This is a genomic window from Candidatus Krumholzibacteriota bacterium (genome assembly GCA_016932415.1).
Lineage (GTDB): Bacteria > Krumholzibacteriota > Krumholzibacteriia > Krumholzibacteriales > Krumholzibacteriaceae > Krumholzibacterium.
Map to the genome: position 1 here is coordinate 1 of JAFGCX010000014.1, position 24561 is coordinate 24561.

The following is a 24561-nucleotide window of genomic DNA, read 5'->3' on the forward strand; positions in this document are numbered from 1 at the left end:
CGACGCTATTTTTCTTCAGCGGGCATACATACAGGACATCCACTCGGGTCTGGCCGATCGAATTGTTTATGTCCTTCGCCGTCAGGTCGATAGTAGTATAATTGATGTTCTGATATTTTTTACTTTTTTCGGAGAACTCATATATGTTTTTGACCAGTTCATTCATAACAAGTTCTGATTCATGGAATTCACTTTCGTAAACGATGCCGATTACCTTTTCCGGGGCATTCTTGTCATACAGGTTCCGGTCGTACTCGAATATTTTCAGAATCAGAGCGTATTGAATCTTGACGGGAACTATTATCTCCTGGGCCAGACAGACTCCGTTGGCCAGGTGAAGGAGAAATACCAGTATGAAGATTATCCTCGATTTGATGGCTGTTCTCCCCGGATGCTGATCAACTTGAATATTATAGTCCGATGAATAAACGTGGGCCCGGATGGCCCGGCCGTTTTTTTCTACCCGAACTGTGTATCTCGCTTAATTTACAACCCGGGTGCTTCCCGGTTGAACCGAAGCGCAACGTGTTCCTGTTGAATGTATCGGGTTCCTGAAATATTACTTAGCCTTAGTTATATTAATGGATTTATCAGAATGCGGCAGGCTGGTAGGGTCGAGGACTGGCGCGGTACTCCTTAGGACTGTCCTATCTATTTTTTCCCGTTTCCTCTGGGAGTGCCTCACAAGTGACCTACCTGTGCCCCCGCATGCTCCCTGGACATAATAAGGCTGCCAGCTCCTACTACCTAAAGCCCTAACTGTTTGATTTGTTTGAAGAAAAGTGGTGGGCGATACGGGACTCGAACCTGTGACCCCCTGCGTGTAAAGCAGGTGCTCTAACCAACTGAGCTAATCGCCCACAAAGATTTGCCTATATCAGCGCGACCGGGATCAGGATGCAGTATCCCAGGACGAGAAGGACCGGAGCCAGCGAGATCGAGTTGTTGCCAAGAAAGATATAACCCAGCACTATCGATATCAGGCCTGCGATCATTATCCACTTTCTGTGTTTTCGTATGACTTCCATTTCCAGAGCCTTCCTGCCCGCGTACGGGGCGCCAGTGGTCTTCCCGATAGAGATATAATATGCGTAAATCGTCACATGTCAAGGGATTCGTTAAGACTACCTGTCCGATACCCCTCGATATCGACTGTAATATATCGAAAACCCAGCGACCTGAGATGTTCCACGATTTTTTCGCGCGCTCCAGGCTCAGCGAGAAGAGATGTCTTTTCCCGATCGACCTCGATCCTCGCCAGATCACCGTGGCTTCGGACTCTCGCCGCCTCGAATCCCAATGAAACCAGAAACCTCTCCGCTCTCAGTATCCGCGAGAGCTTCTCCGGCGTTATCTTCTCGCCGAAAGGGATCCTCGTCGCCAGGCATGCCATCGCCGGCTTATTCCACGTGGCAAGCCCCATCTCCCTCGACAGGGCCCTTATATCAGCCTTGGTCAGCCCCGCCTCGCGCAGGGGGCTCAGGACGCCAAGTTCTTTCAAAGCTTTCATCCCCGGCCGGTAATCCCCCTCGTCGTCGATGTTGCTCGCGTCGCAGACGACCCCGAAGCCCCTCTCCTCCGCAGTCTCGATGATCTTCGAAAAAAGGTGTTTCTTGCAATGGTAGCACCTGTCTGGGGGATTCTCGACAAACCTGTCTATATCGGACATCCCGACATCGATGACCTGGTGATCGACGCCAAGGCTGGCGGCGATCTCTATCGCTTCGCCTGTCTCCCTCTCATCTATGAACGCCGCCGTGGCGGTGACGGCGAGGAGCCCATCTCCAAGGACCTCGCGCAAGACTGCAAGAAGAAAAGCCGAGTCGACCCCTCCAGAAAAAGCGAGGGCCATCGGCCCCCTTTCCCTGATCATTCTTTTTAATCTCTCCAGCTTCTCTTCATCCATAAACGGTTCATTCCTCCGCGTCGCCGTCGCGGTCGGGAGACTCGGGCCCGGCATCGAGACCGTCTCCGCTCCCCTCATGCCACGACCCATCCCCTTCGCTTTCAAGCGCTTCGAGATAGGTCTTCTGTTTCATCTCGTCCGGCATGGGGCCGTACTTGATAATATGCTTCGCCTTCAGATGCTGCATATGCGTCTTGCTGAATTTGTGCCTTCCAGATCCATCGGCGACGAAGTAGAAATCTTCGCATCCCTTGAGCGGATCGGCCGCCGCTTCAAGAGCGGCCCTTCCGGGACTGCAGATGGCTCCCGGTGGCAGCCCGCGCACGCGGTAGGTGTTGTATGGGGAGTCAGCCCGGAGATCATTGTAATAAAGCCGCCTTTTTACTCCGCCGAGGGCGTAGGCGACCGTTGGATCGGCTTCGAGCTTCCACTTCGCTTCGATCCTGTTATGGTAGACTGCCGATATGTGCCTCATCTCCGAATCGAAGACTGCTTCGGCCTGTATTATCGAAGCGAGGGTGACGACCTGGTGCATATCCATCCCGATACTGTCTGCAAGAGGGGCGATCTGCGCGTCGTAGATCTCCCTGAACCTGTTCACCATCCTTTTCAGCACATCCTTCTCATCGACCGGCCAGTCAAAAAGATATGTGTCGGGAAAAAGGTACCCCTCGAGGTCGGGAGCCTTTATCGCGATACTGGCAAGAAAGGCCGAATCGGCCGCCGCCGTCATGAAAAGGGTCGAATCGATCTCGACTTCCCTCTGGAGGACCGAGGCTATCTCCCTGAGCATCATCCCTTCGGGGATCACGACGCGGGCGTAATCGACCTGCCCTGAAACAAGCTTGCCCAGTACAGATGAGACACTTTCCCCGTGGCGGAAAAGGTATCTTCCCGCCTTGATATTTTTTTCCCTGCGTGTAAGATATGCCGCCCAGCGGAATACGCCGGGCCTGTGAACGATCCCCTTTTCCGCGAGCAGAGCCTGCACTTCCTTGAATGTAGCTCCGGGATGGACCTTTATCGAGACTCTGCGCGAGGAGAAATTGCCGGCATCTTCATAGTATAAATCGGCGAGCTGGACGGAGATCATCACAAGGAGAGTCAATGTCAGTGATATCAGGACCGAGACTCTAACACTCATGACATAATCTCCGCAGGGTGGAGGTTTCGCTCTCGATCGGCCGGGAGACCTTATCCGAACGATTCATCAAGATAGTTCTGAAGCAGGATGACAGCCGACAACTTATCTATATCGCCAGCCTTCTTGATCTTTCCCTCCCGCTTCATGACCCTTTCGACTTCGAGGCTCGACATCCTCTCGTCTCTCAGCTCAACTGCTACGCCGCATCGATTACCGATCTCTACGGCAAGCTGCCTTGAGCGCGCCGTCCCTTCCGTCTCTCCCCCGCTCATCGAAAGCGGCAATCCGATTACTACCGTTGAAATCTCATACCGCCCGACAAGATCCTCTATTTGATCGATGAGATCATTGCCGCCCGAGCTCTCGAACGTCTCAAGCCCCTGGGCTGTGATCCCCAGCTGGTCGCTAACGGCGAATCCGGTTCTTTTTGAACCGGGGTCTATACAAAGTATACGCGATTTCACCTCTCCCGCGGAAGTCATTTGCGCTTTTTCCCCTGTTAAATCATTCCCGCCGATATCGCCAATGGCAGCCTAATACACTGTAATGCTTTATTCTACAGCCTGTTGCGTTTTACCACCACGATCGTCATATCGTCGTTCGCTCCCATCGGATATGAGAACCTGTTCACCTCTTCCACGATCGAATCCTTGATCCTGTCAGCGGAATGGTCCCTCACCGTGGCAAGGAACGGATGCAGCCTTTCCTCGCCATAGAGTTCTCCCTGCTGGTTTTCCGCTTCCGTCACTCCATCGGTCGTCACGATTATCGAATCCCCCGGCTCGAGCCTTGTCTTCCTGCACTCATACTCAAAACCCGGACTTACTCCGAGGATCAGCCCGCTGTAATCGAGTTCCTCGACCTTACCGTTTTTCCTCAGGATAACGGGGAAAAAGTGTCCGGCGTTGGAATATTTGATCTCATTCCTGTCGATATCGATGCACCCGTAGAACATCGTTGCGAACTTGTCCGGAGCAGTTATATCGCACATCACATCGTTCAGCCTGCCGATCACCGCGACAGGGTCGTTCATCCTGTCCATCATCGAGCGGAGCGACGCCTGAAGAGAGGCCATCAGGAGCGATGCCGGTACGCCTTTTCCCGACACGTCGGCCACTACGAACGCCAAGTGCGAATCGTCATGGATGAAATCGTAATAATCGCCTCCGACCTGCTTGCTTGCTATGCTCAGACCGGCCAGTTCGTACCGGTCGATCACCGGCAGACTCGTCGGAAGCAGGTTCATCTGGATCGATTTGGCGATATTGAGCTCTTCTTCCATAACCTTCTTCTCGACGACCTCCTTGAGAAGCTCTATCCGCGAAAGAGACGCCGATATCTGCAGGGCAAGCATCGATAAAAGAGCCTGTTCTTCCATCGTATATTTGTCCGATTCCTCTTTTTCGCCGAGGAGAAGAACGGCCATGCAGGCCCCTTCGTGCAGCACCGGGACTATAAGCTTGTACCCGGCAAACCGCCTCACTATCCCCGGCATCGTCTTGACAGCTTCATTGATCGCCTTTTTGCCAGGGCGAAGGAAAGTCCTTCCCCTGAGGTTAAGAAATCCCATCGCCTCCATGAAATCGAGCCTCGTCATCGGTTCGGCGACCTTTATCATCAGCTTGACTACCTCGATAGCATAGGGATCGTCGTTTTTCAGGGCGAATATCTCATCGCAGAATACCGTCTCCACCCTCTTTGTGGTAAATACTGACCCGAGCGCGTCATTTATCTTCTTTTTAAGATCTTCCACTTCAATCACTGAAAGCAGCTCATCGCTAAGCTCCCGGATCCTGACCCTGGTGCTTTTTTCCTCCCTCGCGAGCAGGCGGTCTATCCACTCCTCCATCCTGCTGAAGACCGGCTGGAAGATGATGATGAAGATGATGATCAGGACCGTTTCGAGAAATTCGAACCTTGCTCCCGAGAACCGGTAGAAGAACTCCGTTACCTGTTTGATCGTAAGAAGATAGATAGTAGCGAAGATGGCCACTACAGCTCCATAGAATATCCCTTTTCTGGCGATAAGGCGGATATCAAGGAACTGGTGCCTCACAATCGCAAGGGCGATCGATCCTCCTCCGAGGATCAGGGCGGCATTTATAAAGGCAGTGACGACATTATCGTCCAGTTCAAGGTTGAGGAAAAATGGCACCGTCTTGCCGAGCGAATAGATCACTATACAGAGACCGAGACCGGTGACGACGACTCTCATCTGCCTGTGGACCCTCGGGGGGAGCTCGAGCTTCATCGATTTTCTCAGCAGGGCAATGGAGAAGGCGGCGTACGAAATGTTGACGAGCGAAAAGAAGGTGTTGTGAGCCTTGAACAGAAGAGCAGTCAGGATGTTGAGAACGCTCGCAGAAGAGACGAAAAACGCCTGAACAGGGGCGAACTTGATCTCCCTGTTCGCCAGGAAATTGAATGTGTTCTCCGGGTTGACCCTGTCGAGAAGGAAGAGGACGAGTATCAGGTGGAAAAAATGCGGCACGAAGAGAAGGAAGACATACCTTCTGATATATTTCCATATCCTGTGCCTGACAGGATAGACAAGAGCGAATAGCACCAGGGATGGAAAAAAGAATTCCCACCCGTAGTCGAAGTTCCCCATCACGTTCTTGAAGAGAAGGGTCCCCTGCTGGAGATTATTTTCCAGGATGACGCCTATAGCGCCGAGAATCGGTCCTATGCCGGCGAAGAAAAGTACGAGAGCCGTCGCCCAACCGACGATGTCGCGCGAGGAATAGCGAAGAATCATCACTCCGAGAAAGAAGATGATCGCGCCGCTCACAAAATAAAAAGAAGCCAGAAACGATGAGGTGGCCATCGGACCTCTCCATATCGAACATCGGGAATCAGCCAGTCCTGACTCTACCGTCCCATACTCAATTACGAACAGAATGGATTAGAGTTGCTTTCAGGTCAATGAAAGAAAGATTCTCTGAAAGATCATTCCCTGGCGCCGCCGGATCCATTGATCATCTTCCTGAGCGTCACTTTCATGCCTTTTTCGGGGAGTTTTTCGAATTTCAGTGAATCCATCATCTCCTGCATTATATAGATGCCCCTGCCTCTCTGGTGTTCGATATCCGAAGGATCGGGGATATGCTGAAGATATCCCTCAAAATCAAATCCTTTTCCCGAATCATACACCTCCACTTCGAGATATTCGCTATGGCGGGTGAATACGACGCGAACGGTCAGGTCTGGATCACTGTTGTTCCCATGTTCCAGAGCATTGGTGCAGGCCTCTATGACAGAGATAGATATATCGTTCAGTTCGTTTTTTGAGAAAAGGCTGGACTCACATGTCAATTCACAGCAAATCAGGTCGACCATATTCAACCATTCGTAACTGCTTGGAAACTCCAATACAATACGAGATGTCATGGCGATCAGAGATCCCTCCTCCCGTTCCCCGGTCCGCCGCCGGACTCAGGAAAAACTTGTTATAGCTTCATCTTCATCATCATAGCATTCGAAGATAAGATTAAGTTTGGTCACGTACAATATACTCTGTATCTTGTTGGAGACGTTCAAAAGTTTCATGTCTCCATTATTTCTTCTCAATGTCGTATACCCGGTTATCAGTATCCCGACCCCCGTACTGTTCACCCATTTCACGCCGGACAGGTCGATGAGGACCTTTCTTTTCCCCTCTTCAATGATGCCGTGTATAAGGTCCCTGAAAATATCGGCATCGGCTCCGCCCATAAGTTTTCCGGTCACTTCGATGATCGTGACAGGCCCTGATTCCCTGACTCTTGCTTTCAATCTTTTCCCCCGCAAAAAGCGAGTACAGAGCGAAAATCGTCAGGAAGCGGCGCTTTGAAACTCACTGTTTCTTTCAGCCCGGGATGAAAAAACGACAACTCTCCCGCGTGAAGCGCCTGCCTGTCGATCATTGACAGCGCTTTATGCCCCATTTCCATATCGGGTTTTGAAAGAGATCCTCTCCTGACTTTCCTCCCCCCGTAAACAGCATCTCCCAGGACCGGATGTCCAATGTGGCTTAGATGGACCCTGATCTGGTGTGTCCTGCCGGTCCCCAGCTTCACTTTAATATACTGAAACGGCCCAAATGTGTCTAGAAGATAGTAATATGTACGAGCCTCCCGTCCACCCGAAAGCTTGACGGCCATCTTTTTCCTGTCCGCGCTGGATCTTCCGATCGGAAGATCTATCTTACCCTCATTTTCGGGCATCTCGCCCCATACTAAAGCGAAATATATCCGTTTCACCTTCCGCTCCATAAGCTGCCTGCTTAGCGAGATATGTACCGGATCGTTCTTGGCGACTACAAGCAGTCCGCTGGTCAGAGCGTCGAGCCGGTGGACTATACCAGGACGCAGCACTCCGCCCACCCCGGAAAGATCGCCGCAATGCGCCAGGAGAGCATTTACCAATGTGCCGGTACGGTTTCCAGGCGCCGGGTGAACGACCATTCCCGCCTTCTTGTTTATTACCAGAAGATCTTTGTCCTCGTAGATTATGTCGAGAGGAATATCCTCCGCGATCGCCCGTGGAAGCTCGGGAGGTTCGAAATGAAGTTCTATCCGTTCGTTTTCCTTTATTTTCCGGGAGACTTTGTCGGTGGGATCTCCATCGATGAAGACTTCCCCGCCGCGCACCGCCTTCTGGATCCTCGACCTGGACAGTTCAGGGATCCTTGTCGCGAGGAAAGCGTCCAGGCGGTCCCCGCCTGATTCTTCATCGACTATAAAAGCGTATACTTTCTGATCATTCATCGGATGACCGGCTGTTTTTGAGAGCAGCCGCGGGATCCTTCCCCCGGGGAGATTCAAAAAGATCGTCAGTGGCTTTTATGAATCCGACGATCAGGAATACCGCTCCGATCGATACGGCCGTGTCGGCAACATTATAGGTGGGCCAGCGATATGCCCCTATTCCCATGTCTATGAAATCTATCACTTCACCGGTAGCGATGCGGTCGATCAGGTTTCCGAAGGCTCCGCCCAGGATAAGACCTATGCATATCCTCTTGAAGACGGGGGCGTATCTCATTCGATAGGCAAAATATATCAGGGCGCCGATCGATATGATTGTCACGCTCAGCAGGATGATCCGGGACCCGCCTAGAATCCCCATGACCGCGCCGTTATTCTTGCTCAGCGTGATCCTGAGGAAACCGTCGATAAGATCGGTTCCGCCCGAATACCTGTAGATTTCCCAGATTATCCTTTTTGAGGCCTGATCAAGAATTACAACGAGGGCTGCGATAGTGAAATACAACACCTGTCAACGTCCCCTCATATCCTTTTCCGCTTTGCTCTTGCATTTGATGCACAGTCTGGCGCCGGGGACGGCATCGAGGCGCTTGAAAGATATCAGATCTTCGCATTCCTCGCATTTCCCGTAGATACCACGCTCCATACGCTTGAGCGCGTCGTCGAGGGAACGCAGGTAATGCCCTTCCTGGCTCGCATAGTAGAAGTTCTTTTCCTTCTCCATAAAATCGGTTCCGAGATCGGCAAGATGATTGGAGTAGGATCTTTTGGATCCATCCTGGCCGCTTGTCGCGTCGTTTATAGTCTCCTCTATCCTGCCAAGCTCCATGATTATTCTCTCTCTCTCGGCAAGGACCTTCTCCCTGTAAACCTCGATCTCTTTTTTTGTCAGCTTTGTCTTCTTGCGTTTTGCTGGCATCTGATCTCTCCTACTCTTCTCAAGCGTCAAACCAGTTTAACCCAGAGTTCGATTTTATGTTTTTCCAGATCGATTTCAGCCCTGGAATCCCACTCCTGCTTTCCCCTCGATATCCTCTCCGCCAGGGTCTCGCTGCTGATGTGATCCCCGTAAAGGTCAAAGACCTCGGCGATCTCATCAGGAGCGTCGTACGAAAGTTCGATACGGTCACTCACGTCAAATCCCGAATCCTTCCGCAGGTTCTGGATCCGGTTGACAAGGTCCCTCGCAATGCCTTCCTTAATTAGTTCCGGTGTCATCTTAATATCAAGTATTATTGTGAGTCCTCCCTCAGATTCCGCGGAAAACCCTTCCTCGGTATCCTGATGGACCTGGACCTCGTCGAGCGATATGACCTCCTTCTTTTCGTCTATCTCAACACTGACCTTTTCCTTTTCAACCAGTTCGCTGATGCTCTCCCTGCTAAGGTTCCCGATTACATTCGCCGCCGCCTTCATATTCTTGCCGAACCTTTTCCCCAGTATTGAATAATCGGGTTTGACGCTGGACCTGATGAAATCGTCAGTACTCGCGACCGATTCCACCGCCTTGACGTTCAATTCGTCAAGCAGGAGGCTGACCAGCCCTTCATCGTCGAGCCATCCAAGAGCGCCCTTCGAAGAACTGTGAAGCAGGATCCTCGAAAGGGGCGTACGCACCTTGATGCCGGCCTTGTTTCTTACCGCCCTGCCGATGGTCACCGCTTTGCGCACTTCGTCCATATCCTTCTCAAGCTTTTCATCTATCATCGCCTCGTCAAACTTCGGGAAATGAGAAAGGTGAATACTCCCGCCTTTCTCTTCCGATCCGTCGATGCCATGGAGCCTGTGATATACTGCTTCGCTGAGGAACGGGATGAAGGGCGCCGCCAGGGAAACGGTCCCTTCGAGGACTTTAAAGAAGATCTCGTAGGCTGCAAGCTTGTCGCCGCTCATCTCGTTTTTCCAGAAACGCCTTCTGCAGCGCCTGAGGTACCAGTTGCTCAGCTCATCGATGACGAATGTCTGTATCGTCCTGGCCGCCCTCGTCATCTCGTACCCTTCAAGCGAGGCTGTGACTTCCCGCACGACGGTGTTGTACCTGGAGAGAAGCCACCGGTCGATCATATTATCACTGGTGATATCTCCGGTCGGCCTGAATCCGTCGATATCGGCGTACATCGCGAAGAAATTGTAAAGATTCCTCAGCGTACCGAGGAACTTGTTCGCCCCGTCTCGCATCGCATCGAGATCGAACCTCTTGGGAAGGTAGGGAGCGCCGCTCGTCATCAGGTACCAGCGGAGTGAATCGGCTCCGTCACTGCCAAGAATGTCGCTGGCGAACACGGCGTTACCCTTGCTCTTGCTCATCTTCTGCCCGTTTTTATCGAGGATCATCCCATGAGGAAGGCATCTCTGATACGGGCTCTCTTTCGTGAGAAACGCTCCTATGGCGAGTAGGGAATAGAACCAGCCCCTCGACTGGTCGACACCCTCGCTGATAAACGCCGCGGGATACTGATTCTTTAAAGAATCCATATTTTCCATCGGATAGTGATACTGGGCGAAAGGCATCGCTCCCGAGTCGAACCAGCAATCGATCACCTCGGGCACGCGCGTCATCTTCCCACCGCAATCAGGACAACCGACATCGAGATCATCTATGAACGGTTTGTGCAGATCGTAATCATCGGGGAACTGCTCGCTTATCGAGCGCAGTTCGGAAAGATCCCCGATACAGAACTTCTCCTGGCACGAATCGCACGTCCAGATATTGAGAGGCGTACCCCAGTACCTTTCCCTGCTCAGGGCCCAGTCGACATTCCCCTCGAGCCATTTGGCGAACCTGTTCTCGCCGACTTCGGGGGGATACCAGCTGATCTTCCTGTTCGCTTCGATCAGAAGATCCTTGTACGCGGTAGTCTTTATATACCATGATCTGCGGGCGTAATATATAAGCGGCGAATCGCACCGCCAGCAGAACGGATAGGAGTGCGTTATCTCTTCGGCCTTGTACAGGATATTTCTCTTTATCAGATCCTCGATGATCTCGGCATCGCAATCCTTTATGAACCTTCCCGCCCATCTGTCGATCTTATCGGTAAACTTGCCCTCGGAATCTACCGGTTGAACGAAGGGAAGTCCCTCCTCCAGTCCGATCTTGTAATCGTCCTCCCCGAAGGCGGGAGCTGTATGGACGATCCCCGTGCCATCGGTCAGAGTGACGAAATCGGCTCCGATCACCCTGAAAGCTCCCTCTTCATCCCCGAACCAGGGGAAACAGGGCTCGTACCTCTTTCCGACCAGCTTATCTCCCTTCATCCTTTCCAGGATGGAGTATTCGCCGTCGAGGACGCTGAGGAGAGCTTCGGCGAAGATAAGGACCTCACCGTTGAATTCCACCTTCACGTAATCATGCTCCGGCCCGACGGCCAGGGCTACGTTGGATATAAGGGTCCAGGGCGTCGTAGTCCATACGAGGAAAAACGCGTCTTCATCCTCGAGTTTGAGCTTTATGAAGATTGAAGGGTCTGATACGTCCTTGTACCCCTGGGAGACTTCGTGGCTTGAAAGCGATGTCCCGCAACGGGGGCAATAGGGGACGATCTTGTGACCCTCAAAGAGCATATCCTGGTCCCAGAACTGCTTGAGGATCCACCAGACCGATTCGATATATTCATTATCGCATGTGATGTAAGGGTCATCGAGATCGAGCCAATATCCCAGCTTGCGAGTAAACGTATGCCATTCATCAAGATATGTAAAAACGCTTTCGCGGCATTCCCGGTTGAATTCAGCGACTCCATATTTTTCAATCTGGTCTTTTCCATCGAGCCCGAGCTTGTGTTCGACCTCTATCTCCACCGGCAGGCCATGAGTATCCCAGCCGGCTTTTCTTATCACGCTGTGGCCGAGCATGGTCTGGAACCTGCAGACGATGTCTTTGATCGTCCGCGCCATCGCGTGATGGACTCCCGGCCTTCCGTTCGCCGTCGGCGGACCTTCGTAGAAGACAAAAGGTTTGTCGTCAGACCTTTCTTCGATACTTCTCCGGAAGATCTCATGCTCGTCCCAATACCTGAGGATCTCCTCTTCCATAAGGATCGCGTCACGCTGCGAAGGTAACTGCTTGTAACTGATATGCTTTTTCTTATCTGACATCTTGATTGCGACTCCAATTACTGTAATACCGACCGGCTGTATTCCTGGTACAGGCCCCGGTCTTCCTCCCGGCAAGACACCTCATGCCCGAATCGATGGAAGAGAGGTCAATATCTTATAATCTATTACTTCATACATGTCAAGTATCACTGCGGCGATAAAAAGCATCTTTATATTTCGCGCAGAAACCGCTCGACCAGCCTGCAGAGAAGTTTTTCTCCCTTTTTCGCTACCGAGATTATCTCCCTTATGTCAGCAGGCTTCAGGCAATCGGGAAGCGCTTCATCGGTGACTATCGATATCCCCAGCACCTTCATCCCCGAATGGATCGCCACGATATCCTCAGGGACCACGGACATCCCCACCACATCGGCACCTATCCTTCGCAGGAACCTGTATTCCGCGGCGGTCTCGAGATTCGGCCCCGAGACTGCGGCGAGGACTCCTTTTTTAAGCGGGATCTTCAGATCAAGGGCGACTTTTTCAAGAAGCGCGATATACTTTCTGTTGTACGGTTCGCTCATATCGGGAAACCGGACTCCGAGCCTTTCATCGTTCGGGCCTATCAGCGGATTATCGCCCATGAGATTTATATGGTCGGTCAGGGCGACTATCGAACCGGCCGGAAAGAGAGGATTCATAGCTCCCACCGCCGACGTGAGGATAAGTGATCTTGCCCCCAGTGCTTTCATCACGCGGATCGGGAAGGTCACATCCTTCATCGAATACCCCTCGTAATAATGGATCCTTCCCTCCATCGCGACGACGGTCCTGCCGGCCAGCCTCCCGATGATGAGGTTTCCCGCGTGCAATCCCTTCACAGTCGAAACCGGGAAATTCGGGATATTCTCGTAAGGAATTGCCACGGCGGCTGTTATCATCTTCGCCAGCCCCCCCAGGCCACTTCCCAACACGATCCCTGTCTTCGGCCTGAGGCTGGTCTGTTTCCTTATATATTTCGCGCTCTCGTTGATCCGCGAGTATAGATCCGACACGATTGCTCCTTTCGACCGTTATTTGCAGCTTCGGGGACAAACCCGTTATACTCTCAATCCTGCCGGCAGGCAAGAGGTAATCGATCGGTATCGTCCGGCCCCGCGAGGGCCGCCCCTTTCCGGAAACGGGCAGCTATCGAATAGGAACTTGCCCCGGGAGTGATTGGTTGATATAAAAAAAGCAGGGAGGGGCTGGAACCGATACCGGTATCCAACCCCTCCCGCGCATTGTATCTTGTAAGCCTTTACCCTGGCTTTATTCCTGATCGTTGCTGATGTTCGACAGATTTTTTCTTAATTCCTCCATCGACCATGTGCTGACTGTATCTTCTCCCGCCGGTTCCTCGTCTTTCTTCTGAGCCTTTTGCTGCGTCTCCTGAGCAGCTTGTGGCGCGGGAGGTTTGGGAGCGGCAGAAATATGCTCTGACCTTATTATCACTTCCGGTTCCACGCCTGCCCGGGGGGCGGTGGGTCCTCCCGCCTCGGTCAGCCCTGAGAGGGCATTTTCGACCTCGGCCTCATTACCGCTTCTTTGAGGGGCGGCACTCGCCGCTGACCGCGGTTTTTCATCGACCGGGACTTCGTAATTGCTCCAGTCCTCTTTCCCGCTTTCGACCTCGTACGACTTCCAGTTATCCTGCTGGACAGCTTCCCCAGGCCGGGTCTGTGAGGCCTGGGGCTCTGGCGAGTCTTCCGTCATTACCGGGGCGTTTACCGTTTCGTTCCCGGCAGTCTGGACCTGCTCTTCCACCCGCGCATGACTGGCCGGTTGCTGCGTCTGACCGGCCGGCTGCGACGGGGCCTGCTGATGCTGGTCCTGCTGCCGCGTCCCGGAAGGATGCTGCTCTGCCGACTGTCCCTCTTCGGAATATTCCCTGATATGGGCTTCCGGATAGAGACTGTCCTCTATAGTGTGAGCCACTTCGCTGCGGACTCTGCTTATTTCGTAATCGCTCATTATTTCAGGATCATCTTCTTTCGCTACCGGCACATGGTCGGCGTCGATGCTGTGGAATTCGACTTTCGTCGCTTCCTTATTGGCATCAGCTATAGCGCCGGATGATCCCATCTCCATACCTGGATCGCTCTGCCGGGCTCTTTCAACTTCCTGTTCGTGAGCCGGTCCGGCGGCAGAGGAACCGGTCTCCGCCTGCTGGTCAGGTTTCGGGACTACCGGTCTCGGCATATCTTCTCTTTTTTTCTCCTCACCCCAGGTCACCTTGTCTTTCGGTTCATGAGCGAAATCCTCGGTTATCCTGTCGCGGTTCATCCTTGCTCCGGCAGCGGGTGATTTCGTGTCCTCTTCCACCATCTTGCCTATCGCGTCGATCTCTTTATCGACCGTGGCAAAATCATCCTCGAACCCGTCTATCACTCTCTGGTGGCTGTTTAGAAGAGTCCTTAATCTCGTTACATAATTATCCTTGTGCTTCTTCAACTCGAGGATCTCTCTTCTGAGCTGCTGCGTGTGAGCCCTGATCGATTCTGACGATTTGTCCGCTTCCACTTCAGCTTCCCGCAGAATAAGCCCTGCCTCTCTGCGAGCGTTCTCTTTCGCCTCAGCCGTGATCCTTTCGGCGGTAAGAAGGGTGTTTCGAAGGTTCTTTTCGATCTCCTTGAATTCCCTGAGCCGTTCCTCGAGTTCAACGATCCTCTCACGGAGTTTTTTATTGTCGGAAAGAACTGCTTCGTATTCATCGGCGACCGTTGTCAGAAACGCGTAGACTTCATCGGAATCAAGACCTCTCATCGTCTTCCGGAATTCCTGCTTTCTGATATCAAGCGGTGTGATTCTCATCTTACTGCCTCCTGAGTTGACAAATTTATTTTCAAATCCAAAAAAAGCAATTATCGGTCCAATGCCATATTTTAAAATAAAAGTTATATCTTATTGTTACTTATACGTTTAAACCGCATGGCATGTTCCACGCCCCTCATTTTCCCTTAACAGAAAACCGGCCACCGGATAGATTTTCCGGTCGATTTTCTGTCAACACGCCTACCCCCTACTCTCCTCCTCTCGGCCCGAAGATCACCCTTCCGAGGCGCACGATCGTGGATCCCTCGGCTATCGCCACTTCAAAATCATCTGTCATCCCCATCGAAAGTTGAGTCATCTCGATATTATCTATCCCGGCCGATCGGACCTTTTCACCAAGTTCCCGGAGGGAACGGAACGATCGGGCGACGAGGGTGATATCATCGACCCACGGGCCGACCGTCATCAACCCCTTCAGCCTGATATTCTCCAGTTCCGATATCCTCGAACAGAGTTCGACGGTATCTTCCGGCCTGCTCCCGAATTTCGATTCTTCCCCGCTCGTATTGACTTCGACCAGTATATTCGTCCTTTTACCCTGGCCCCCGCCAGCCTGGTCTATCTTTTCAGCGAGTTTAAATGAATCGATCGAATGGATCAGTTCGAAACGTCCGATCACCCTGCTTACCTTGTTCGTCTGAAGATGCCCGACAAGATGCCACCTGCACGGAAGGGGGATATCATCCACCTTGCCGAGGAACTCCTGGACCCTGTTCTCGCCGACATCGGTTATCCCCGCTTCCAGGGCTTCCATTACGACTGAAGCCGGACGCGTCTTGGTCACGGCCACAATCGTTATAGATCCTGGATCGCGCCCCGCCTTGACGGCCGCTTCGGCCACCCTCTCCCTGATCCGCCTGTAGTTGTCCAGAACAGACATCGCTACCGCCTGGCCGGGCAGCTTCTCCATTTCCTGCGGAAAGCGCCCTGTCTTTACTGACTCGCCCTATACTCCGATCAGTACGAGATCTTCCTGCTCATCCCCGGCTACCACTACCTCGCTGTCAAGGGTGATAAAGAGATCTATCTCGCTTCTTGCCGCCATTTCTCCATCGAGATAGATGCCCGGTTCTATCGAAAAACAGATCCCCGGTACGAGCTGTCGCTCGTCTTTTGTCTCGAGATTGTCTATGTGTACGCCGTTTCCGTGTACCTCTTCACCGATCGAATGACCCGTCCGGTGAATGAAATACTCCCCGTATCCCGCCTTTTTGACCACATTTCTGCAGGCGTCGTCGACTTCCCATCCATAACAGGGCCTCTTGCCGGCAAAACACTTTCTCACGAAATCGACAGCCGCCTTTCGGGCATCCCTTACCGTGTTGAATATCTCGACATATTTCGCCGGAGGGTCATCACCGATATATCCGCACCACGTGATGTCATAATAGATAGATCCGGGCGCTTTCAGTTTTCCCCACAGGTCTATCAGGACTGTATCTCCCTTTTTGAATTGATATGTCCCTTCCTCTTTCGGCTCAAAGTGGGGGTTGGCAGGGTGATCATTGGCTCCGACGATAGGGATATCATGCCCGGGATCGATCCCTTCTTCTTCGAACCGCGACAGGATATAGGTGGCTACGTCGTACTCGGTGATCTTTCGTCCCTCCTTGACAGCCGCACCGATCCTGGCGAAAGCTTCATCCTTGATCCCCTGAATTATATCGCACGCCTTCAGATGGCTCTGGTATCCGTTTTCGTCGATTATCGCCTCGAAAAGCTGCACGAGATCTGACGAAGAGACGACCTCATGTCCGAAACTTCTTACCAGCTCGACCGTCCCGGCATCGACTATAGACGTGTAGGGAATATTGTTTAGGGGTGAATACTGCATGGCGATCGATTTCGGCGCGCCGAGGATCTCTCTGAGTTTCTCGTGAAGTTCTTTCCACGGGTGATAGAGCACCTTCTCACCGGGGAGAGAATCGAGTTTGGATATCTCCACGCGGTGTACCAGCCTGACAGGATCACCCTCCGCCGGAATGTAGTAAAACCATCTTCTCGACGTCATCTTGTCGAAATCGAGTCCGAGTATCCTGTAGGCAAGATGATCGCGATTGTGAAAATCATAGAACAACCAGCCATCGACGCCCTTGTCCTTAAGCGCCGCTTGAATAGATTCAAGATCCATTGTAGTGTCCTCCAGATCGGGTAAATGGCATATATTATTCCCTCTGCCGGAGTAACGCTATCACGGTATCGACAGACCTGTCAAGAAAGCGCTTGCCACTGTGACTTTGAATCGGCACTTTGTCCTTTCCGCGAACGTCGCGAGCCTGGCGATGAACAAACAAATTGAAATGAAGGAAAAATCGGATATATTCAGAGAACGAACGCCGGCTCTTATCGAACTGAAAGAGATATATGGACGATCACTCTGTCAGCGACATACTCGATCTTCTCGCCTGCCCTGATGACGGGGGCCGCATGGTCATCAGTCAGCAGCATCTCAGGTGTACTCATTGCGGAAAAATCTTCGAGATCCGCGGCGGGATACCCCTCCTCTATCCCGACGACCTCGACCGGAGGCATCTCGAGCAGGAGGAAAAGCTCGGCGAGCAGATGCAGCACCGGACTCCCCCCCGGCGGGAGGAATCGTACCAGAGGGAGTGGGAGAAATCGAAAGAAGAGTTCTGGTCGTTCGTCAGGGAAAAGACATCATCAGGAGGGATGACGATCCTCAACGCCGGATGCGGTATCGACACCCATTTTCTGCGGCTCGGCGAAGATAACAAGATCATCGCGTTCGATCTGATGCATGGCCTTCTCAGAACCCTTCGCGCGGCCCATGGTTCACCGAACAACATAGCCGGCGATATCCACGCTCTCCCCTTCCGACATGGATCGGTCGACGCCCTCTGCTGTATAGACCTGATCCACCACGAATCGGGAGACCTTCGCCGGATACTCCGGTCGTTCCACGATACTCTCAAGCTGGGAGGGATGCTTTTCCTTGAGGATGTCAACGCGTGGGGGGTATTTCAGTTCTGGAAATCGATCCTCCTTCCGCGGCCTGCTCACGCCGCTCTGAGATCAGCATATCACAGGCTGAAGGGTTCGACTATCCAGCCGGCTGAGTACGAGTTTCCCACTTCCGTGTGGAGGGTCGGAAAGCTCCTCGAGGAGACAGGATTCACCTCTGTCGAGGCGATCCCGCTTCGATCATATCCGCTCAGGACCCGTTTTCCAGCCTGGATCTACCGGTCGATATCGAAAAACGAACGGATAAGCCGGTATCACAATTTTCATTATTTTTTCTTCGCGGTAAAACGGTGACCTCCCGGCGCGACCGGCCTGTCACGACATAAACAGGATCGCCAGTGCGCCGGCTATGAATCCGACGACCACGTTTATCGCCTTTATCATGATGAACGCTTTTCGCGAGTGGGCCAGAAGCGGCAGCATCCCGTGGCCGTCCTGGACGATCGAGTTGGCCAGAAGCACGCTGAAAGGTATCAGCCCCTGGGCGAAGAGGGTGACGAAGATCAGATGGGGGCCGGATTGCGGTATCAGCCCTATCAGGCAGGCGGCGGACAGGATCACCCATTTCCCGCCTCCCGTCAGCGCTTCCACATCGAGGTGGAAGTATTCGGTGACGATATGTAGAAATACGAGGGCTCCCAGCGTCCATAAGAATATCTGCGCGAGGTGGTCCCTCGCTATATGCTCCCACAGGTGTTCCTCGAGGAAATGATCGGGAACGGTCGCCACGACAAATAGAGCTATCGCGGTCGAAAAAAGCATCGTCACCCTTACCCATCCCCACCTGGCCCCGCCATCACCTTTATGATGGCCGGGGTCGCCGGCCGTTTCCCCCGGCGCGTCGACAGGTTCGCCTGGATGAGAGATCTTGTCGGCGTGGTCATGAGAAATGACTGCTCCTGTATGCTCTTCCACGGCGGATGTTCCAGGAAGATGCCCGTGGCCGTGTCCGCCGACCTGCCCGGAGATGATGCCGGCAACCAGCGCGACGAGAGATATGGCGAGAACGCCTCTGGCGATCGTACAGTGCCTCCACTGGTCGATGAATCTCCCCCTCAGGTTGAAATCATCTTCGTGCTCATCATGGATTACGAGGCCGTCGCAGCAGAATATCTCCGATTTAGTGATCCTGCGGGTGATAAAATCGGTTATCGCGCCAGCGGCGATCCCGACGACAAAGAGTGTACCGAAAAGAATCAGGGCCTGCCTCGGAATCATCGCGAGCATGACGAAAGCCTCGTCTCCACTCGTCGCTATCATCGCCGTCACTATCGCTCCAAAACCTATCACCCGGTGAGAAAACATCGCGACTACGGCGAAAGAGCCGAGACAACCCGGAACGGCTCCGAGAAAAGCGGCGATCAGATACTGGCCGAAACGGTTTCGTGCCAGTCTGCCCTGCCACATTCCCCGGGTCAGGACATTGATATACTCGATAACAAGCATCATCACGAATACAAAACCTGTTATCATGACCGTGTGCCTGATGACATCTATCATAATGGCGCAGGATAGCATGGCGGGCCATAAATGGCAACTATCAGGTTGAATCGGACTGTCGTTTCAGTTACGATACAGGCAGAACCAATCGCTAAAGGAGGAAGCGGCGATGAGATCTCTTCTGATCATTGGATGTATATGCCTTCTGACGATGACTACCGGATGTTCGACGATAAAGGTGGAGACCGATTTCGATCCCGACGCTGATTTCGCGGCGCTCAGGACGTATCAGTGGATCGAGCATGTAAAAAAGACGGACAGCCAGATGATGAAAGACCCGCTGATCAGAAAACACGTCATAACGGCGGTCGAAAACGAGATGGATGCCCTCGGATATTTCAAGGCTGTCAACGAAAAACCCGATTTTCTGATCGCTTTCTACACCGGCGCGAAAAACAGGGTCGATGTGACTCACTACCATTACAGGTATGGAAGGTGGGGGCGGTTCCACGGACGCGATATCAGTGTCCGCAAATACCGCGAGGGAACATTGATACTCGATATCATAGATGCCCGCACGAAACAGCTTGTCTGGAGAGGATGGGCCAAAAGTGTGCTCCATGGAAGAGAGGACGCCGCTGAGGACATAAAAGCATCGGTAAAAAAGATGCTCGGCAGATATCCACCGAAATAAACGATATCAGGGGGTTTCCCCGGACAGATCGCTCCCGCCCGCCCGGATGATCAGGACTCCTTGCGCAGCCTCCCCCGCCTGATGGCGCCATGGCCGAATCTGTGCGCGATATCGTCTACCGCCTGGTCCACCCTGTCCCACCTTTCCTCTTCGGCAGGTCTTTCGTCGAAAAGATCGTACTGGCCGGCCTTTTCCTCCGGTTCGAGATTGGAGACTCCGACCCCTATCAATCTTTTTCTTCTGTTTCCGATCGACGCTGCGAGAAGTTTTCCCGCTTCGGCATAGATCTTCCTGCCCTGGTGCGTCGGGTTATCGAGCGTTATGCTGCGCGTTATCATCGAGTGATCGAAATCCTTGAGTTTCAGCGTTATCGTCCTGCCGGCAAGATTCTGGTTTCTCAACCTTCCGGCGACTTTTTCCGAGAGGGAAAGCAGATACCTTTCGAGGATTGCCTTGTCGGCGGTATCTTCGGCAAAAGTCAATTCGTTGCTTATCGATTTGGGCCTTGAATACGGTATCACGGGAGGATTGTGATCTCCCAGGGCGATCTCGAGGAGCCTCGATCCCTGTTTTCCGAAAAGTTCCGAAACACGCGCTGGTGGCAGTTTCCTTATGTCGCCAAGATATCTTATCCCCTTCTTTCTCAGCTGTTCTGCGCTTTTTTCCCCGACACCCGGCACCTTCCCGATCGGCAGGCCGCATAGGAATCCGTCGACCATTCCAGGAGGGATCACCGCCATACCGTCAGGCTTGTCGATATCCGATGCTATCTTCGCGACGAGTTTGCCCGTCGAAAGCCCCGCCGAACAGGTCAGTCCTGTCTCCTCTTTTATCTCCCGCCTTATAGCGACGACTATATCCTCATACCTTCCAAAGAGCCTCATCGTCCCGGACAGGTCGATGAACGCTTCGTCGATCGATACCTGTTCCACCAGCGGGGAGTAACGGCCGAGAAGCCTGATTATCTTTCGGGATATTTCAACGTAGCGGTTCATCCTGCCTGGCTGGATGACGAGGTCGGGGCAGAGTCTTTTTGCCTGAAATATCGGCATCGCTGAATGGATGCCGTACTCTCTCGCTTTGTAACTCGCCGCGGCCACGACGCCCCGGTCGCTGCTACCGCCGACTATGACAGATCTATCGGCAAGTCCGGGGAAATCGAGGATCTCGATCGACGCGAAAAAAGCGTCCATATCTATATGAGCGATAGCGGGATCTTCCGGTCTCCATTCGCCTTTCCCGGCGGGATATGCTACAGGCCTGTACAACGGCGGCGTCCTCTCCCTCTATCCGCGTATCTCTCAACCGATCCATAAAGTCGTTTCTGCCTTATTTCTATAATCATCCGGACGGATTTTCAATACTTTACTATTATCGAGACTATCCCTTCGTCCGGCGCGTCTTCGAGCACCCTGCTGTCGCTGCTTATCCTCGCTGGATCGCCGGCGACAAGATCTCCCAGGACTGCGCTGAGATGATCGGCCAGATCCCTCGCCTCGGCTATTGTCCGCGCCTTCGTCTCGATTATTACCCGGTGCCCGGGCCGCTCGATCTGGTTGAGCCAGGAAGCCGCTTCTAGCAGCAGCTCGGGTACGCCCCCGGCAGTCCGCGCGGAATTGGCAGCAGTGTTCCGGATCTCGCTTCCTGAGATCACGAGGACGTTTCTTTTATCGTTGACGAGGTAGAACGGCGGCAGCCGGAAGCTATCCCCTATGTAGCTCCTCGGATTACCTGCCCTATCCCAGGTCTCAACGACGAATGAATAGGTCAGCCCGGGGACTGCCTCGATCCCTTCTTCCGTACTACCGTCCCAGCATATCTCCTCAGGAGGCCTTCCCTTTCCAGAATAGGTCTTAATGACACGGCCCCTTGAATCGGCGATCGTCAGATTCCACTTTTCGACCTTGCCGATCCCGGGCCTGAACGAAGCGACTTTCCCTGTCGCGAAAAGATGCGACCACGGTCTGCCCGTGTACCTGTCTCTTTCCAGCGCCGAGAGGAAAATCATACTCGACGCGATATCGACCGACTCCCAGCTTTCTTTCCAACCCAGCCCCGGCGCTCTTCTCGCTGCCAGGTCCAGATCTAGCGCTGGACGGTCGAAATCGAGGTTGATCCTGTCCTCACCCTCTATCGTAAGATTTCGAAGGACACTCCCGTCGACCCCACCGGTAAGGGAGATCCCGGAACCACCGATACCCGGGGATACAGTACTGTCCGGAACAACAGCGGCGACAGATGCCGGTGGAGCAATCGCCACCGCTTTACCACTGGACATCGCGGCCACTGATATCGTAAGCAGTGCTACTATCACAACTGGTCGAAAAAGATGTGAATCATGTCGTTTCATTATCCTTTACTCCTTACTTGACTCTCTGCTTCCATTAATCGCCGCTCGATCCTCCGAGCCTGTAATCAAAGACTATTTTCCCCCACTGTTCACTGACCGCGCCCCGGGGCAGAGATTCAAACCTCCACCCGGACAGAGCGTTCTTCGCTCCTGAATCGAATTCCTCGAAACCTGACGACCTGTCGATCAGTATATTTTCCTTGATCCTTCCGTCAGGCAGCACGACAAAATGAAGCATCACCGAAGATTCTATACCGCTCTTCTTCGCCCACTCGGGGTACGCGGGCAAATCGTACTGAAGCAGATCCCTGTCGGCAACGGGGCCGCTGAGCTTGATCCCCCCCACGGAAACTGATTTCGGGTCCTCGTCATTTGTTTTATAACCTGCTTTTTTTACCGGCTCGACGACCGGCATCGCATGGATCTCTTTTCTGCCGGGAGCGTGTTCGAGATCGACAGGCTCGCTTCTCCCCGTTTCCAGCGGTAACTGCTGCCTGCCCGCCTGCCTGGCAAGGCTCGATGAGGCCGCCTTCGGGCGCTTGATATGAACAGGCGTGGCAATAGACGCCGCCAGGGCCTTTCTGCCTATCCTGCTCTCGAGGCTGGTAAAATGTCTGTTCAGTCTCTCCCCCGTCTCGGCGGCGCCGGGGACCTCGACCGGACTGTCCTTTTTCTTGGGATTTTTCCTTGTGGCGACCCGGGCAGGGGTCGTATTGACTATAGCTATTCCCTGGTCGGCCGGGACTTTCTCGATCCATGATATCTCTATGACCTTTTCCGGTTCGGGCAGTTCAGGCCGGTACCAGTCGTAAGACTGGCATACCACTCCGGCCACGATATGAAGAAGAGCGCTCGCCAGGATGAACCGATTCGTCCTCGACCGTATCGAAGCGATCTCGAATTTTAGAGCGTAGGTGTCCATTCGACTCCCCTCTCTCCCTGTGATGTGGCGATCGCGAGCCTCCTCGCTCCGGCGTTACGTGCTTCTTTCAGGATCTCCCTGACCATCCTGTACGGAACATCCTCATCCGCCCTGATTACGACCAGGGTAGATTCCCGGCCGGGCATGGAAAGCAGTTCTTTCAATTCGGCGGCAAGCCCTTCCCTTGATACTATATTCTTTTCCAGCGAAAGCTCGCCGGTCAGCCCGAGGGTGATGCTCAATCTCGACTCATCCTCCACTCCCCTCGTCTGTGTCTTAGGCAGGTTGACTCCTATATCAGATATTGAAAGGACCGGAGCCGTTATCAGAAGTATTATCACCAGCACCAGGGCCACATCTATGATCGGAGTGACATTTACTCCCATGATCCCCGGTGTTGCTTTCATTAATCTTCCCTTCATCTTATCTCCCTGTCACAGCGATATCGGTGATCCCGCAGACCTTTACCTGATCGACGACATCTACGAACGCCCCGTGCGACACTGAACCGTCGCATGAGATGACCGCCTGTCTGCCGCCATCACTCCCAGCCAGCGGGAGCAGCGCTGCCGCGAGGCTCTCTCTGTTGACCATACGGTCATCTACCCTGACGCTGTCCTCCGATACGATCGAAAGAGTCAGTACCGTCTTTTCCCCGACAGGCTGATCTTTCTGCTGTTCCGATCCCCGGATAAATATGCTCGATTCAAAAGCGAGCGGTGTGAGCAGCATCAACATGACAACAAGCACGAGCGACACGTCTATCAGCGGCGTCATGTTCGCGCTGTGTATGCCATATCCATTTTTGCCGTCTTCATCTAACAGAAGCATCTTAACTCCCTGTCTCCATTATCAGCGCTCTGAGGCTGCGGGCGTTGTTCTCGGCAACGGTCAGGATCACATTGGCCCGCCGCGAGAAGTGGTTGTAAAGCATGATCGCCGGTACCGCTATGACTATTCCTCCCGCCGTCGTAAGAAGAGCTTCGGCCACGCCGGCGGCGACCACCGACGGCGCCGCGGACCCGGCGGCTGCCATATTGGAAAACGCTCTCATTATTCCCCATATCGTTCCCAGTAGACCGATCAGGGGTGCTACGGCCGCCATCGTTCCGAGGACTCCGAGGTTTTTCTCGAAAAGCATCTTCTGCTCGCTGAGGCTTATCTGGAGCCTTTCCTCGACAGGTTCGCTGTTGATATCCTTCCCTTCAAAGATCTGAAGGGCGACCGCTCCCATCGGATGGGGAGACGATTCGCATGCTCTGTACGCTTCCTTCAGGTCCCTGTTCTTAATCTTTTTTATCGATAATGCCATCGTTTCCTCGGGTCTTCCCCTGCGCTTGAAAAAGTAGTACAGCCTCTCGACAGCCACGCCAAAAGTTATGACGCTGCATACGAGCAGGACGAGGAAGATCGGACTGTCGGCGAGAGCATCCATCCAGTTGAACTCCGAAAACATCTTTCAT

General features: G+C 53.2%; 24 protein-coding genes and 1 tRNA gene. 2 read left to right on the plus strand and 23 right to left on the minus strand.

Going from position 1 to position 24561, the window contains the following annotated elements; all coding sequences use genetic code 11:
* Positions 1–783: 783 nt before the first annotated feature.
* From JW814_05475 to JW814_05550, 16 genes are all read right to left on the minus strand, one after another.
* A tRNA-Val gene (locus JW814_05475) sits at positions 784–860 on the minus strand.
* 12 nt (positions 861–872) lie between these two features.
* Positions 873–1028 (minus strand): hypothetical protein, encoded by a 156-nt coding sequence (locus JW814_05480; protein MBN2070889.1) that lies wholly within the window; start codon positions 1026–1028, stop codon positions 873–875.
* A 71-nt stretch (positions 1029–1099) separates the two neighbouring features.
* Positions 1100–1906, minus strand: coding sequence for an ATP-dependent sacrificial sulfur transferase LarE (larE, locus tag JW814_05485; GenBank protein MBN2070890.1), 807 nt, complete (start codon positions 1904–1906; stop codon positions 1100–1102).
* 7 nt (positions 1907–1913) lie between these two features.
* Positions 1914–3050, minus strand: a complete 1137-nt coding sequence (mltG, locus tag JW814_05490) for an endolytic transglycosylase MltG (protein MBN2070891.1) — start codon at positions 3048–3050, stop codon at positions 1914–1916.
* A gap of 50 nt (positions 3051–3100) precedes the next feature.
* A complete protein-coding gene (ruvX, locus tag JW814_05495; protein ID MBN2070892.1) occupies positions 3101–3514 on the minus strand; it encodes a Holliday junction resolvase RuvX in 414 nt (137 codons plus the stop codon).
* 92 nt (positions 3515–3606) lie between these two features.
* Positions 3607–5877, minus strand: coding sequence for a SpoIIE family protein phosphatase (locus tag JW814_05500; GenBank protein ID MBN2070893.1), 2271 nt, complete (start codon positions 5875–5877; stop codon positions 3607–3609).
* A gap of 122 nt (positions 5878–5999) precedes the next feature.
* A complete protein-coding gene (locus JW814_05505; GenBank protein ID MBN2070894.1) occupies positions 6000–6440 on the minus strand; it encodes an ATP-binding protein in 441 nt (146 codons plus the stop codon).
* A 45-nt stretch (positions 6441–6485) separates the two neighbouring features.
* Positions 6486–6824 (minus strand): STAS domain-containing protein, encoded by a 339-nt coding sequence (locus JW814_05510; GenBank protein ID MBN2070895.1) that lies wholly within the window; start codon positions 6822–6824, stop codon positions 6486–6488.
* On the minus strand, positions 6821–7798 hold the full coding sequence (locus JW814_05515) for an RluA family pseudouridine synthase (protein MBN2070896.1): 978 nt from the start codon (positions 7796–7798) through the stop codon (positions 6821–6823). The genes JW814_05510 and JW814_05515 overlap by 4 nt, the downstream gene beginning before the upstream one ends.
* On the minus strand, positions 7791–8306 hold the full coding sequence (lspA, locus tag JW814_05520) for a signal peptidase II (protein ID MBN2070897.1): 516 nt from the start codon (positions 8304–8306) through the stop codon (positions 7791–7793). The genes JW814_05515 and lspA overlap by 8 nt, the downstream gene beginning before the upstream one ends.
* Before the next feature lie 3 nt (positions 8307–8309).
* Positions 8310–8717, minus strand: coding sequence for a TraR/DksA C4-type zinc finger protein (locus JW814_05525; GenBank protein MBN2070898.1), 408 nt, complete (start codon positions 8715–8717; stop codon positions 8310–8312).
* Between the two features lie 26 nt (positions 8718–8743).
* Entirely contained in the window at positions 8744–11896 is a 3153-nt protein-coding gene (locus JW814_05530) for an isoleucine--tRNA ligase (protein ID MBN2070899.1), read from the minus strand.
* A gap of 170 nt (positions 11897–12066) precedes the next feature.
* Positions 12067–12891 (minus strand): purine-nucleoside phosphorylase, encoded by an 825-nt coding sequence (locus JW814_05535; GenBank protein MBN2070900.1) that lies wholly within the window; start codon positions 12889–12891, stop codon positions 12067–12069.
* Positions 12892–13147: 256 nt separating this feature from the next.
* On the minus strand, positions 13148–14689 hold the full coding sequence (locus tag JW814_05540) for a DivIVA domain-containing protein (protein ID MBN2070901.1): 1542 nt from the start codon (positions 14687–14689) through the stop codon (positions 13148–13150).
* Positions 14690–14897: 208 nt separating this feature from the next.
* Entirely contained in the window at positions 14898–15590 is a 693-nt protein-coding gene (locus JW814_05545; GenBank protein MBN2070902.1) for a YggS family pyridoxal phosphate-dependent enzyme, read from the minus strand.
* A 66-nt stretch (positions 15591–15656) separates the two neighbouring features.
* Positions 15657–16841 carry a M24 family metallopeptidase gene (locus JW814_05550; protein MBN2070903.1) on the minus strand — a complete coding sequence of 395 codons (1185 nt, stop codon included), beginning with the start codon at positions 16839–16841 and terminating at the stop codon, positions 15657–15659.
* A 233-nt stretch (positions 16842–17074) separates the two neighbouring features.
* Between JW814_05550 and JW814_05555 the strand changes: the two genes are divergently transcribed.
* Positions 17075–17986: a methyltransferase domain-containing protein gene (locus JW814_05555; protein ID MBN2070904.1), complete on the plus strand. Its 912-nt coding sequence runs from the start codon at positions 17075–17077 to the stop codon at positions 17984–17986.
* Between the two features lie 21 nt (positions 17987–18007).
* On the opposite strand, the gene JW814_05560 is transcribed toward JW814_05555, so the two are convergent.
* Positions 18008–19165, minus strand: a complete 1158-nt coding sequence (locus JW814_05560; protein ID MBN2070905.1) for an arsenic efflux protein — start codon at positions 19163–19165, stop codon at positions 18008–18010.
* Between the two features lie 136 nt (positions 19166–19301).
* Here JW814_05560 and JW814_05565 point away from each other — a divergent pair, with 136 nt between their 5' ends.
* Complete coding sequence (locus JW814_05565; GenBank protein ID MBN2070906.1) at positions 19302–19826, plus strand: DUF4136 domain-containing protein; 525 nt, start codon at positions 19302–19304, stop codon at positions 19824–19826.
* Between the two features lie 50 nt (positions 19827–19876).
* Here the strand turns inward: JW814_05565 and JW814_05570 are convergent, their stop codons facing one another.
* From JW814_05570 to JW814_05595, 6 genes are all read right to left on the minus strand, one after another.
* Positions 19877–21094, minus strand: coding sequence for a DNA polymerase IV (locus JW814_05570; GenBank protein ID MBN2070907.1), 1218 nt, complete (start codon positions 21092–21094; stop codon positions 19877–19879).
* A gap of 89 nt (positions 21095–21183) precedes the next feature.
* The gene (locus JW814_05575; protein ID MBN2070908.1) at positions 21184–22176 is read right to left on the minus strand and encodes a hypothetical protein; all 993 of its coding nucleotides are present in this window, start codon (positions 22174–22176) and stop codon (positions 21184–21186) included.
* Positions 22177–22210: 34 nt separating this feature from the next.
* Positions 22211–23098, minus strand: a complete 888-nt coding sequence (locus JW814_05580) for an energy transducer TonB (GenBank protein ID MBN2070909.1) — start codon at positions 23096–23098, stop codon at positions 22211–22213.
* Positions 23080–23520, minus strand: coding sequence for a biopolymer transporter ExbD (locus JW814_05585; GenBank protein MBN2070910.1), 441 nt, complete (start codon positions 23518–23520; stop codon positions 23080–23082). Before JW814_05585 ends, JW814_05580 begins: the two co-directional genes overlap by 19 nt.
* A 1-nt stretch (position 23521) precedes the next feature.
* Positions 23522–23929, minus strand: a complete 408-nt coding sequence (locus JW814_05590) for a biopolymer transporter ExbD (GenBank protein ID MBN2070911.1) — start codon at positions 23927–23929, stop codon at positions 23522–23524.
* A gap of 1 nt (position 23930) precedes the next feature.
* Complete coding sequence (locus tag JW814_05595) at positions 23931–24554, minus strand: MotA/TolQ/ExbB proton channel family protein (protein MBN2070912.1); 624 nt, start codon at positions 24552–24554, stop codon at positions 23931–23933.
* Between the last annotated feature and the right edge of the window lie 7 nt (positions 24555–24561).

Coding starts and splice junctions, on each gene's coding strand:
- JW814_05480 (MBN2070889.1), bottom strand. CDS start 1,028: ATGGAAGTCATACGAAAACACAGAAAGTGGATAATGATCGCAGGCCTG.
- larE (MBN2070890.1), bottom strand. CDS start 1,906: ATGGATGAAGAGAAGCTGGAGAGATTAAAAAGAATGATCAGGGAAAGG.
- mltG (MBN2070891.1), bottom strand. CDS start 3,050: ATGAGTGTTAGAGTCTCGGTCCTGATATCACTGACATTGACTCTCCTT.
- JW814_05500 (MBN2070893.1), bottom strand. CDS start 5,877: ATGGCCACCTCATCGTTTCTGGCTTCTTTTTATTTTGTGAGCGGCGCG.
- JW814_05505 (MBN2070894.1), bottom strand. CDS start 6,440: ATGACATCTCGTATTGTATTGGAGTTTCCAAGCAGTTACGAATGGTTG.
- JW814_05515 (MBN2070896.1), bottom strand. CDS start 7,798: ATGAATGATCAGAAAGTATACGCTTTTATAGTCGATGAAGAATCAGGC.
- JW814_05525 (MBN2070898.1), bottom strand. CDS start 8,717: ATGCCAGCAAAACGCAAGAAGACAAAGCTGACAAAAAAAGAGATCGAG.
- JW814_05530 (MBN2070899.1), bottom strand. CDS start 11,896: ATGTCAGATAAGAAAAAGCATATCAGTTACAAGCAGTTACCTTCGCAG.
- JW814_05540 (MBN2070901.1), bottom strand. CDS start 14,689: ATGAGAATCACACCGCTTGATATCAGAAAGCAGGAATTCCGGAAGACG.
- JW814_05545 (MBN2070902.1), bottom strand. CDS start 15,590: ATGTCTGTTCTGGACAACTACAGGCGGATCAGGGAGAGGGTGGCCGAA.
- JW814_05550 (MBN2070903.1), bottom strand. CDS start 16,841: ATGGATCTTGAATCTATTCAAGCGGCGCTTAAGGACAAGGGCGTCGAT.
- JW814_05555 (MBN2070904.1), top strand. CDS start 17,075: ATGGACGATCACTCTGTCAGCGACATACTCGATCTTCTCGCCTGCCCT.
- JW814_05560 (MBN2070905.1), bottom strand. CDS start 19,165: ATGATAACAGGTTTTGTATTCGTGATGATGCTTGTTATCGAGTATATC.
- JW814_05565 (MBN2070906.1), top strand. CDS start 19,302: ATGAGATCTCTTCTGATCATTGGATGTATATGCCTTCTGACGATGACT.
- JW814_05575 (MBN2070908.1), bottom strand. CDS start 22,176: ATGAAACGACATGATTCACATCTTTTTCGACCAGTTGTGATAGTAGCA.
- JW814_05580 (MBN2070909.1), bottom strand. CDS start 23,098: ATGGACACCTACGCTCTAAAATTCGAGATCGCTTCGATACGGTCGAGG.
- JW814_05585 (MBN2070910.1), bottom strand. CDS start 23,520: ATGAAGGGAAGATTAATGAAAGCAACACCGGGGATCATGGGAGTAAAT.
- JW814_05590 (MBN2070911.1), bottom strand. CDS start 23,929: ATGCTTCTGTTAGATGAAGACGGCAAAAATGGATATGGCATACACAGC.
- JW814_05595 (MBN2070912.1), bottom strand. CDS start 24,554: ATGTTTTCGGAGTTCAACTGGATGGATGCTCTCGCCGACAGTCCGATC.